12 protein-coding genes and 1 tRNA gene are annotated in these 12,124 nt (G+C 38.6%); 4 read left to right on the plus strand and 9 right to left on the minus strand.

All coding sequences use genetic code 11. The annotated features are described in order from the left end of the window. Nucleotides 1–86: 86 nt before the first annotated feature. The 9 genes from ltrA to BuS5_RS14650 all read right to left on the minus strand — a co-directional run bounded on the left by ltrA (nucleotide 87) and on the right by BuS5_RS14650 (nucleotide 7,465). The gene (gene ltrA / locus BuS5_RS14615; RefSeq protein ID WP_338000290.1) at nucleotides 87–1,190 is read right to left on the minus strand and encodes a group II intron reverse transcriptase/maturase; all 1,104 of its coding nucleotides are present in this window, start codon (nucleotides 1,188–1,190) and stop codon (nucleotides 87–89) included. Then, a complete protein-coding gene (locus BuS5_RS14620) occupies nucleotides 1,175–2,329 on the minus strand; it encodes an IS4 family transposase (protein WP_036019371.1) in 1,155 nt (384 codons plus the stop codon). The genes ltrA and BuS5_RS14620 overlap by 16 nt, the downstream gene beginning before the upstream one ends. 67 nt (nucleotides 2,330–2,396) lie before the next feature. Next, nucleotides 2,397–2,777 carry a hypothetical protein gene (locus BuS5_RS14625; RefSeq protein WP_274427770.1) on the minus strand — a complete coding sequence of 127 codons (381 nt, stop codon included), beginning with the start codon at nucleotides 2,775–2,777 and terminating at the stop codon, nucleotides 2,397–2,399. A gap of 764 nt (nucleotides 2,778–3,541) precedes the next feature. Further along, nucleotides 3,542–4,645 (minus strand): hypothetical protein, encoded by a 1,104-nt coding sequence (locus tag BuS5_RS14630; protein WP_027352892.1) that lies wholly within the window; start codon nucleotides 4,643–4,645, stop codon nucleotides 3,542–3,544. Between the two features lie 90 nt (nucleotides 4,646–4,735). Next, nucleotides 4,736–5,290 carry a hypothetical protein gene (locus BuS5_RS14635; protein WP_027352893.1) on the minus strand — a complete coding sequence of 185 codons (555 nt, stop codon included), beginning with the start codon at nucleotides 5,288–5,290 and terminating at the stop codon, nucleotides 4,736–4,738. A gap of 225 nt (nucleotides 5,291–5,515) precedes the next feature. Further along, entirely contained in the window at nucleotides 5,516–5,878 is a 363-nt protein-coding gene (locus BuS5_RS14640; RefSeq protein WP_027352894.1) for a HigA family addiction module antitoxin, read from the minus strand. After that, nucleotides 5,844–6,137: a type II toxin-antitoxin system RelE/ParE family toxin gene (locus BuS5_RS14645; RefSeq protein WP_035264276.1), complete on the minus strand. Its 294-nt coding sequence runs from the start codon at nucleotides 6,135–6,137 to the stop codon at nucleotides 5,844–5,846. Before BuS5_RS14645 ends, BuS5_RS14640 begins: the two co-directional genes overlap by 35 nt. A gap of 149 nt (nucleotides 6,138–6,286) precedes the next feature. Then, nucleotides 6,287–6,469, minus strand: a complete 183-nt coding sequence (locus BuS5_RS20565; RefSeq protein WP_369707395.1) for a DUF4209 domain-containing protein — start codon at nucleotides 6,467–6,469, stop codon at nucleotides 6,287–6,289. A gap of 919 nt (nucleotides 6,470–7,388) precedes the next feature. Continuing rightward, a tRNA-Arg gene (locus tag BuS5_RS14650) sits at nucleotides 7,389–7,465 on the minus strand. A gap of 281 nt (nucleotides 7,466–7,746) precedes the next feature. Between BuS5_RS14650 and BuS5_RS14655 the strand changes: the two genes are divergently transcribed. From BuS5_RS14655 to BuS5_RS14670, 4 genes are all read left to right on the plus strand, one after another. Next, nucleotides 7,747–8,721, plus strand: a complete 975-nt coding sequence (locus BuS5_RS14655) for a sigma-70 family RNA polymerase sigma factor (RefSeq protein ID WP_027352895.1) — start codon at nucleotides 7,747–7,749, stop codon at nucleotides 8,719–8,721. Nucleotides 8,722–8,759: 38 nt separating this feature from the next. Continuing rightward, the gene (locus BuS5_RS14660) at nucleotides 8,760–10,475 is read left to right on the plus strand and encodes a tetratricopeptide repeat protein (RefSeq protein WP_027352896.1); all 1,716 of its coding nucleotides are present in this window, start codon (nucleotides 8,760–8,762) and stop codon (nucleotides 10,473–10,475) included. A 274-nt stretch (nucleotides 10,476–10,749) separates the two neighbouring features. Next, complete coding sequence (locus tag BuS5_RS14665) at nucleotides 10,750–11,256, plus strand: hypothetical protein (protein WP_027352897.1); 507 nt, start codon at nucleotides 10,750–10,752, stop codon at nucleotides 11,254–11,256. Between the two features lie 36 nt (nucleotides 11,257–11,292). Continuing rightward, a complete protein-coding gene (locus tag BuS5_RS14670; RefSeq protein WP_027352898.1) occupies nucleotides 11,293–12,081 on the plus strand; it encodes an ATP-grasp domain-containing protein in 789 nt (262 codons plus the stop codon). The last annotated feature ends 43 nt before the right edge of the window (nucleotides 12,082–12,124 follow it).

The raw sequence follows: 12,124 nt of genomic DNA on the forward strand, positions 1-12,124 counted from the left end.
GTTCCTCGGTTCAAATCCTTTTTACCGGATTATCAACCAAACAGGCGACACCCCGTTTGGCGTATAACTTTGCAGCCCTTACGGCATCAAATATTATGGACTATTCTGGGTAATGGCAGTGGGTATGTTGTGCGCAAGTCCTCGAACATTACTTCGCCCTTGTGACTTCTTCGGCTTAACCATCGACGCCATGCTTTCTCAGTATATTCAAACACAACTTCCAGCGCTTTGTAGTTACTTTTTACACCAAAGTACTGGTAAAAACCTCGCAGTTTACTGCAAAGAATCTCATACTGCTCGGCCATTGGCTTATGACGGTTATCCTTGCACCATATCCATATTCTCTTCATAAAACGGCTTGAACGCTTTCTTGCCGTCTTTTTCTTTATTACCATGTACCCTTTTAATGATTTTGACCAGTAAAATGTAAACCCTAAAAAATCAAACGTCCCGTTTCCCTTTCCGCTAATGCGTTTGGAAAATCGAATCAGTTTTGTCTTTTCCGGGTGAAGTGACAGCTCGAACTGTTCGAACCGCCTGGGTAATACATCCATGACACGCAATGCGTCTTTTTCATACTCGAACCCGAGGATGAAATCATCCGCCCAGCGTATGATGGAGCATCTCCCTTTCATCCGGGGGATCACTTCTTTCACGTACCAGTCATCTAAAACATAATGAAGAAAGATATTACTGAGCACAGGGGAAATTACTCCTCCCTGTGGAGTGCCCGTTTCAGAGTACGTCAGGTTGCCTTCCTCCATTACGCCTGCATTCAACCACTTCCCTATCAGGCGAATCATTCCGCCGTCACTTACTCTCCGACGTATCATGTCTTTAAGTAACTCGTGATTAATATTGTCAAATAGTCCTGTAATATCTGCGCTTACTATCCAGCTGATATTCTGCTTCAAGCATTGCTCACGTAAATCTTTGATTGCCATGTGTTGGCTCCGACCTTTTCTGAATGCATGGGAAAAATTGTAAAAATTCCTGTCAAATATGACATTCAATATGGCTGCTGCTGCTTTCTGGACAATTTTATCCTCAAGTACAGGTATGCCAATTGGACGCTTTTCCCCTCCTTCCTTGTCTATCCAGATACGCTTTACAGGAGACGCAACGTACTGTCCTCTCCGCAGTCGTTCATACAGATTATAGCAGTAGTGTCCGGTTAAGTTTTTGCATATAGCATTTGCTCTTTGATAATCAGATTATTAGACCATACGTTTTTTTCGTCAGTACGTAATTCGTTCTGGATGGTATTTCTAAGCTGACGAATCCTCTTTATTGATACAGGTTCATTAAACTGTTCATGGCAGTATATGGCCATAAGCAGGTAGGTTATTAACCCCGCAAGGATTTGAACCATCAGGCCATATCTACTGTGAGCAATCAAGTGGTACACTTTTAAATGTTTCTTCCACCATTTGAAAAAAGTTTCGATATCCCATCTAAGCTTATAAACGGTTGCAACCTGCTCGGCTGTAAGATCATAACGATCAGTTGCCACAAAATATTTGACACCGGCAATTTTATAACCAACCAGTCGAACCGGCTTTCTGGTCTGGTTTACCCCAGGAGTGCCAAGAAGAACCACAGCATCATAAAAAATATAGCTGTCGGGATCAACAGGCTGCTCTTTGATAATAGTTCTTGTTGTTTTCGCTTTGATGCGGCAAACAAAATGTTTTTTTTCATCCTGAAGAAGATCAAAATCCTTATGTGATTGATACCCCCGATCCATGATTCCTGTTTGGCCTTTTGTAAGGATAGACCTGACAAAGGGGCGTTCAGCGCCATTTCCATTTGTCAGATGAATTTTTATAGGAATCTTGCGATTGACATCAAAGCCGAAATGGCCTTTTGCTTTTTTAGCGCCTTTTCTGTAATCAGCCCAGTACATGGACAGAACTGCATCAATTAAAGATCCATCAATGGAAACGAGTTCACCGAGATCTGAATAATTTGATGGTAAAGCATTTTGTGCCTGGCTGCAAAGAGCTTGAAAAACATATTCAAGCTGTTCAAGCCCTCGAGAATTGATAATTTCGGAAAAACTGCTACGACTGATCCCTCCATCTGGAGCGACACATTCTTTGGCAAAATCGTCTTCTTTAAGGTGTTGAATAAGATCACGAGCTGATTCATGTTCTTGTAGATGGAAAAATATCAGTGCGTGAAGCTGATCTTCAAAAGTCATTTTCAATGGCCTGTGACCTCGGGATTTAAGCTGTGGCGTGTCAGGAAAAATCTTTTGCAAAGGTTTGAGAAATCGAGCATGAGATTGGGGATTAAAATTCTTTTTTGGGATATTGAATATGTCCATTTTTGTCTTAACTCCTTGTTATAATTATATTTTATAACAAAACGATAAAAAATTTTTATTTGGTTTGTCAAGTAAAAAATGAACATTTTTCTAATTTTTTTATCCCATATAACATGCAAAAACCTAACCGGACACTACTGAGATTATAGAGGTTTTGATCAAGATTTTCGGCATACTCCTTTGCCGTAACCTTGTCCACTCCTGCAGATTCGCTTTTCCGAATTTTACGAAAGGATTGTTTCAGTAAATCAAAGTCTATCCGATGGACTACTGATGTAAATACCAGTTCATGATTATTTTGAGCAAGTAGCTCGATTTTGATAAGGGATGACCCACCTGTTAACACCGGTGGTTGTCCCCATTCTATCGGTCTGGAATTGCAAGCGACCGTTCTTGCAATTTCTCGGCTTTTTGTTGATATGGTTTGTGACATCTGTGTATCTCCCATAATTCCTGCCAAAAAAACGTTATACCCTGCTTCACCTTCCCTGCAGTGGGTCGCTTGGGCATCACTTCCCCACCTTTCCGATCAAGATAGTTCAATTCTTAATCATCGGTACTATGATCTGCTAAGACTTCCGAATGTTTATCTCAGGTTCGTTCGCTCTTCGCTATCCTCCCCTGATACCTTGTATCGCCCGTCTTTTAATGTTTGTGTTTCTGCCAATGGCAGACTCGTTGCAAGGCGGGACATTCCTATGCAACGCCGGGATTTCGCTTGCGCTGGATTTCCTGTTACCGTTCTTTTTACCCAAGGAAACATCCGGGTCTCCCAAGTTCCCGAGCTACCCCTTTGAGTACATGCCCTGGTCTAAGACCCCGGTGGTGTCCTGAATACTTGCCTTAGCATATTCAGGACTGCTGCCTTCCGCTGTCTCCAAAGCGTCGGCTTTTTCCTGCAAGCAGGATTATCACAATGACCACAACCATACATTTTTCGGGGCTCAATACAGAGCCTGCAATCTTGCTCCGTCCAGCTCCAGACTCCCGTTACCGGGTTTACCTGTGGACTTCGCTACTGACCTGCTGGTTAGTCTTTAGTCAGGTGGGACTATCTTAACATCAATGCCAGAGCAAGCCCTGCAGAGATGAAGGAAACAAACCGTTTCCCGAGCACCCACTTGGTAACAATATCGAGTTTCAAAGACCTTGTGTCTTATCCCAACGATTCGGATTTATCTTGGCACGAGCAGTGACTGGTTGGGCAAATCATTACAGGACATTTGCTTTGATGGTGTCTCTAAGTTGCGACCCAGCGACTTCGATTGCAAGATTGATTATATCTTGTATGTTTTTACGGCTATAGTTTGTTCCAAGCCACCATCCTGACACAACTTCAACAGAATGCTGTTCCGCTAAATCCACACGACCGGGATATAGATCAAGTTTATCTCGTGCAAGATACCGCCTTTTCTTGCCGTGCTTTCGTGATGCGAATCTCTCAAAAAAGCCACTATCTTCCTGAGACAGCAATTGGAAAAGTTTTGTCATAACCTCTCGTGCTGAACGTGCCGAAAATTCTTTTCCCTTAAACACTAAAGTAAAATTATCAACTGCAGGGGTGCGGATGTTATCCGACCCCAAGGTAGATGTTCTTGTTTTTCTTACTGACGGTATTCTTTCTGGCCTATATTTTTTTAGATGTTCGTTATTCTGTGCCTGCTTTTCCAAAAAATGGCTGCATACATCAAGGTCTGGTTTATATCCGCAGAGATCTTCAACCTTTTCGGCCAACAAATCTAGCAACAAAGAATCCTGATCTTTTAGCAATGCTTCCCATGTTTTAGGAAAGTTAGTTTCTATAATTCTAACTCTTGCCACATTCTGATAATCAGATCGCGCTGCCTTTAATGCTGTTCCTAAACAGACATTGCTATAACTCAAGTATCTTTCAAGCCTATTTTTTGCTTCTGAAATATCTCGTTCCAGAAGATCAAGTTTATAAACTCTGCGTTCATCGTAGCGGCCTTGCTCACCAGGAAGGTAAAAACTCCATTCTTGACCATCTGTCAGAATTGCCATAGGCACACCAAGATGAAATGCGTATTCGAATAATTGTCTATCAGCTCCCCCGGATAATCCCACCTTTTTGACTTCGATAAATACAGATGGTTGATTTTCTGGATGGCATAGTGCGTAATCAACACGGCGGCCTCCAACAGAAAACTCAGGGATAATGACAGATGTATCAAAAACCGGCCATCCAAGTTCGTGTAACGCTGGCAATAGAATCCCTTGTGAAACAGCTGCCTCAGAGGTAAACTTACCCTCTCGAAGACCTTCTTTAACTTTTTCAATATGTTCAGTGATTGCCATTTTGATTCCTTCTTTTATGCCCAACGAAAAAATCAGCCGGAGCGTAGCGATCGGCTGGATTGCCTGGTTAGACTTTTTTCCTCATTGTCTTCATTCTCGCTTTGTGGACATTTCTCTGAATATTTTATTACAATCAGCTTCAAAAGGGATTATTTTTTTTATTTCTAACTCGCTCAAGAGATTCTGCAAGGCAATTTTTTCTGTAAGACCAGCAAGAATAAAAGTATTATGTCCTTTCCTCCATATGAATAAACATTTGTTTTTTCCCGCATGGTAAATCAATTGCAACAAGACCGCATGAAGTCTTTTCAAAATGTCTGTTCCAGCCGATGATCGATAAATTTCCCCGTATTGATACATCCTGTCATTAATGGCCTCATGAATTTCGATATCTTCAGCAAGGTCAGAATAATCAGCATTTACTTTCAGCCAAATAGATTTCAGTAATTCAGTTCTAAGCGGATCCTGAAGCTGGTTTCTTACCATTGCTAAATCAATTCGAGAGACTATGTAAACTATAATTTCAAATACGATCAATTTGTCATTTTTTGGTTTTAAAAAGTTGATCAAATCTAAAGAGCATACTGATGCCGTTGAGAATAATTTATCTGGTATTTGATTAAACTTCTTTTGCTTAAAGAACATTACGGCTCCTTAAATTCATTTTTAAAAAGGGTGTTGTAAAGTAAAAAAACTTTGATAATAAAATCAATTAGTTAACCCAGAAAAACCCCATTTTTCCATTATGGCGTAACTATTTGTTTTAACTACCGATAATAGCAATCTTTGCAACACCCTTTTAAAGTCTAACGCGTTTCTCACTTGCAGGTGTGGAGCGGTAGCGGAACACCTGTCAAGTGCAGAAAATGGTTATGCAAAAGAATGTTGATCGATAAGAATTGGTTTCAGTCGATTAATCTGTTTTGCACCGGGACTGTTCATTGCATGCCAAAGATCCCAATCCTGTTGCAAACCCAGCCAGAAATCAGCGGACATACCCAAAACACGGGAAAGCCGCAGTGCCGTATCCGGAGTTACAGAACGTCTACCTTTAATAATTTCGTTAAGACGAGGGTAGGAAACACCTAGGCAACGAGCAAGTTCTGCTTGTGTAAGGCCAAGCGGCTTGACAAATTCCTCAAAAAGCATCTCCCCAGGGTGTGTCGGGGGCCGATTTCGAGGCAGCCGCCTCCCAACATCAGTGGTAATCTGTGATTTCGATCTCGTAGGCATGACCTCCCTCCCATGTAAAACAAATTCTATATTGTTGATTAATACGAATACTATATTGATTCTGCCGGTCACCTTTCAACCGTTCCAAACGATTACCAGGAGGCACTTTAAGTTCATTAACAGCTCTAACTCTGTTGATTTGATCCAACTTCCGGCGAGCAACCGGCCAGGTAGATTGAGGGCAGCATCTTCGAGCTAATTGTGATGCCACGCCATCAAAAATATCTTCTGTACCCGCTGACTTAAAAGTTTTTATCATGGGTCATATTATAACGGTGTCCATTATAGGTGTCAAGTTATTTACAAAATATGCATAACGCTGCAAATCAGCCGGCGCGATTAGCGATCGGCTGCATTTGCCTTGTTAGACAAAAAAATAACGAATGGATTATCATGAGTTCAATCATATTAAGAAGCACCTTCTCTAACTTTACTGACGATAATGTGCCAACAGCACAATCTGAGGGTAATCGCCCAAAGATAAGAAACATGAATTGAAAAGAAAGATGCATAATCCATTAGTCCATGGGCCATTCTATTTCGCAAATTTGCCCCCATTCTTTCCACCAAAAGACCCTGAAGATCAAACACAAAAGAAAAAAAGTGCAAGCCTAAAATATAAAATTTAGCTTAATTTTCAGTGAGTTGCCAGGAAGTAATTTAAAAATAATTGCACTATATGGGAAAAAAATTACATCACCCGTTGGGTGAATAAAAAAATGAACTTAATAAATTGATAACTTTTTGATAATTAAGACTTTTATGGAAAAATTATCTCTCATTGATGTTGGAAATCGCTCAACTTAGGTATAAAATATATATTTAGTACACATATTACATTTGTTAACAATTTTTTACGCTTATTACGATATTAAAGTAAAGATGATACAAAATAAACACAGATTCCGCTTGGAAAGCTTTAAACAAAATTTAAAAACTATATTTTGAAGTTTTCGTTCAAGCAGTAATTCGTAAAAATTTTACTATTCACATTTGCAAAAAAATATGCCACAATAAAGTATAAAATAAAACATTTAAATATCAATGAGTTAATAAAATTTTATTATATTTTAATTAATTTAATTGGGTAAAATATGTGATAAATTCTGTATAAATTATTTCATATATATGTAAAAAAATACATAATTTCTAAAAATAGACGTACCGGATATAGTCTCTCTGTCATGTTCCATTAATCCTGTACTATCATCATGAAAAGGGGGACGGGGTTGAAATTACGCGTTTATAGTCTTTTAAGGGACAAAAATTGATCAACGATCAGTTTTTGGCATTATCTTAAAGTCTATAGAAAAAGCGCTGAAGACTAATTGTTGCTTGACACTCACTGATTAAGATGTTGAAATGCGTTAAAGATAAGGACGGTTTGATGTTCTGGAGAGGGTTGATCCGATACTCTATTGCGCAAGTATAATTTTACAAGATTACCGGACTAATACCGGACAAGCAAAAAAGGCTCCCGGAAAAATTTCCCAAAAGCCTTGGTTTTTAATGGTACGCCTGGCAGGACTCGAACCTGCGACCTACGGATTAGAAGTCCGTTGCTCTATCCAGCTGAGCTACAGGCGCGCATACAGAGATAATCTATAGATTGTCACATAAATAATTTCACTGCGTTATCGGTCGGAGATATATTATTAGTACCTCCTTACCCCCAGCCCTTTAAAATTATATTGTAACTTCCCTATAATTAAAATAGAATAAATAGCATTTGTTAAGGATAAAGTCCACCAATAAAAACATTTTTTACATGGCGATTGCATCAAAAAAGTGCGGTATGATAACAGTTTGGTTTTTTAAATTGTTTTGACTGAAACATTTTTTCAAACCAGGATGAAGAATCTTTTCATATGGATATAAAAAAAAAAAATAAAAAAAAAAAAGGGTTAAAGATCACAAAGAGTAAGAAAGATAAAAAAACCAACAACAATCTCATTGTGAAAAAAAAATCTTCTGAAAAAGCGCTTGTACCATATGACCCTTTGCAGAGATATCTAAAAGAAATAAACAGGTACAAGCTTCTTACCCGGGAGGAAGAGAAAAAACTCGGAAAAAAGATTCAAACAGAGAACGATAGTGAGGCGGCTTATATTCTGATCACTTCAAATCTAAGGCTTGTGGTAAAAATAGCCATGGAGTTCCAGAGAAACTGGATGCAAAATCTTTTAGACCTTATCCAGGAAGGTAATGTAGGTCTAATGAGAGCAGTGAAAAAATTTGATCCATACAAGAATGTCAAGTTTTCGTATTATGCATCATTCTGGATAAAGGCTTATATATTAAAATTTATCATGGATAATTGGCGGCTTGTCAAGATAGGAACAACCCAGGGCCAGCGTAAGTTGTTTTTTAAACTTAAAAAAGAAAAACAAAAATTAATCGACGATGGTTTTGACCCAAAGCCAAAACTTCTTGCACAAAAGCTGGAAGTTTCCGAAAGAGAAATAATAGATATGGATCAGAGACTTGATGGATGGGATCTATCACTGGATGCCACTATTAATGATGATTCAGACACAGAACGGAGTGAAATAATAAATATTGACACAGCATCAATTGAAGATCAGTTTGCAAAAAAAGAGGTTAACGTTCTTCTTAATGACAAAATTGCTGAATTGAAAAAAGATCTAACAGAGCGGGAACTTGATATATTTAATCTGCGTATTTTTTCAGACGACCCTGTAACATTACAAACAATAGGCGATCGTTACAACATATCACGGGAACGCGTCAGGCAGATAGAAAAAAACATTATTAAAAAGATGAAGGATTTTTTAAAAAAAGAAATACACGATTTTGACATTTACTCGGAAAACACTGATTAGAGCCCATTTAGAAGCTACACTACACAGGATCATGAAGAATGAAACCAAATATTAAGAAGCTGAGCACAATTATATTTCTGATCTTTCTCTTTTACAGCTGCGGAATAAAGACAAAGGTGACTCAAGAAACAAGGCAGCCTGACAAACAATCAGCCTCTTTTTTCAAATCTGATGGCAAATACTACTATTTTACTGAAGCGCAGATTCAAAAAAAAGGGGGAAATTATTCCGAAGCTATTAAGTATATCCAAAAAGCCATAGAAAGGGATCCTGGATCAATATACCTGCACAAAGAGCTGACTATCCTCTATTTGCATCAGGAGGAGAATCAGAAAGCCTTACAGGTTACGGAACAAATACTGAAAAAGCACCCCGACAATATAGATTTTTTGATTATACTCGGGAGAATCAATCATGGTAGGCAAAATTTAGACAATGCAAAAAATGCATATGAAAAGGTTATCAAGCTTGACCCAAAACAAAAGGAAATCTACCTGATTCTCGGGAGTCTATATATGAACGAGAATGACAAAATCAAAGCATTGAAGGTTTATAAAAGTTTGGTGAAAAATTTTCCGAAATCGTATGCGGGGTATTTCTTTCTGGGAAAGATATATGCTGAAAAACAATATCTAAAAGCCGAAAAAGCTTACAGGAAAGCCCTGGAAATAGAACCGGCGCTTGAAGAAGCACGGTTTGAACTTATTAAACTCTACACAAACAACAAAAAATGGGGGAATGTAGAAAAATTATATAAAGAGATACTTGAAGAGGACCCGGACAATATTAAAGCAGGCCTGGGATTAGGCTTGTATTATGCAAAAAAGGGAAAGCAGAAAAAGGCTGAAAACCTTTTCAGGCAGTTCGGAGAAAGAAGCTTGCTGGACGACAATGTAATAAGAAATATAATTCAGCAATATTTAGTTCCAAAACGATTTGATGATGCCGGTATAATTCTTGAGGGTATGCTAAAGGGCGCTCCTGACAGTTCGAACTTACACTACCTGGCAGGTATGACCTTTGACGGACTAAAGGATCATGATACGGCCATAGCACATTTTAAGCGGGTAACCCCGGATTCAAAATTTTATGAAAATTCCGCCACCCATGTTTTTTTTCTTTACCAGCAACAGGGTAAGATAGATGAAGCAATAGCGGCATTAAAAAAATTAATAAAAAACATTCCGGATAATCCGAAACTTTTTTTATATCTGGGAACATTTTATGAAGAGGATGAAGAGTATGAAAAAGCAATTGATGCTTTTAAAAAGGGAATTGGAATCGATCCTGAAAATACAAGACTCCTTTTCCGGTTAGGTGTTGTTTATGACAAGTGGGGCAAAAGAAAAAAATCTATCGAGTCTATGCAATCGGTAATAAGAGTAGACCCTGAACATGCAGACGCTTTGAATTATATCGGATATACATATGCTGATTCAGGAGAGAATCTGGATGAAGCCGAGAGATTGATCCTGGAAGCGATGAAGCATAAACCCGATGACGGTTATATTATCGACAGTTTAGGTTGGGTCTATTATCAGAAAGGCCTCTTCAGGCAAGCTGCAACGACCCTTGAAAAGGCAGTTAATATTGTTCCGGATGATCCTGTTATAATGGAACATCTGGGGGATGCTTACCTGAAAACAAACAAAAAGAAAAAAGCTCTTGAAATCTACAGAAACTCTCTTAAGCTGAAAAAAAAGGATACAAAAACGCTTTTAAAAAAAATCAAAAAACTGGAGGTGGCGGAATAATTGTTAAGCATGGGCATCTTATAATTATTATTTTTTTCTTTGTATCTTCCTGCAGCACCATCATCGGAACAACTCCAAAACCGGCAGTTCAGTTAAAGGCTCAATCCATACCGCCAAAAAAAGGGTACGCTGCGGAAAGCATTCTTGCTGATCTAAAAAAAAAAATTATGGGCTCAAAACATTCAAAGGCACAGGCACAATCAAATTTTATAATAAAGGGATCCGTCAAATCACGCGTATTGCCTGGGCAGGATCGCTTCCTGATAAAATACGTATGGAAATTCTCAACGCTGCCGGCCAACCGGACTTAAGTATTGCAGGCGATGGCAAAAAACTATACTTTTTGTTCCATCATAACAAAAAAATTTATAAAAAATCCTTTAATGCCAGCCTGAACAAAATTATTTCAATACCTGTTAAGATAACCGATATCATAGCGCTGCTAACCGGGCGTATTCCCATTTTAGAATATAATACCGCTTTATTAAAAAAAAATCCCGGGTCGGACATGTCGGTAATTATTCTTAAAAATGGAAAAGAAAAAATAATAGAAAAAATCGTTCTTGATGCAGCAAAAAAAAATGTGCGGTATGTAGAGCTGCTCCATTCCAAAGGGTCCATCATTTATGTGGCGGCGTTTGATGGAATACGGAAAATCAAAGTTTATAATATACCCACAGGGTTTGAACTTTCAGATGATGATGCTGTTGTACATATAAATATTGATAAATACTGGGTCGATATCCCCATTGCACAATCTATCTTTGCGCTTACCCCCTGAGCAAAAGATTAAGAGTAAAAGATTAAGAGTAAAAAATTGAAGAGTAAAAAATCGAAAAAGGTTGCGCTGGAAGCACGTCTTAGAAAATGTAAAAATATAATTACGATAGGTGTAAGGCCTAATTTTTCAGATTATAGCACCCCTGATGCTGAGCTTATCATGAGCGCAGACAAAATATACTATCCAAGTATGTTTTATGCCGACCTGTTTAATGCCATGGGGAAAAATTTTTTCCCAAGCCATCAGACTTATCTGTTTGCCCAGGATAAAATCAAACAGACTTCACTTTTAAACCTGCTTGGCATCCCTCATCCCAAAACAAGAATTTTCTACGGAAAACGCCAGAAACTAACTATAACCGATTATTTTAAATTTCCTTTTATCGGCAAGGTTCCAAGAGGATCCGCCATGGGCAAAGGTGTATACCTTATTAAAAACAAAAATGACCTTGCTGAATATTGCGATAAAAAGCATGTGGTCTATATTCAGGAATATCTGCCGTCAGACCGTGATATAAGGATTGTCATAATCGGCAACAAGATAGTACATGCATACTGGCGTATAGCCTCTCCAGGTGAATTCCGCAGCAATATTGCGGCCGGGGGATCTGTAAGTTTAAAGCCTGTTCCCGCAAAGCCTTTAGAGCTTGCCCTGTATACGGCAAAAAAATGTCAATGGAATGACGTGGGTATTGATATTATTCAACACAATGATAAATACTATGTGCTTGAAGCAAACATGAAATACGGCAAGGAAGGTTTTCGGCAATTCGGGATTGACTATATTGAGCTGATGGAGCAATTGATTGAGGAGGGCGCTATATAAGGACCTGCTTTCACCGCAGAGGACGCAGAAAGCGCAGAGGAAA

This window comes from Desulfosarcina sp. BuS5, assembly GCF_028752835.1.
Classification (GTDB): Bacteria; Desulfobacterota; Desulfobacteria; order Desulfobacterales; family BuS5; genus BuS5.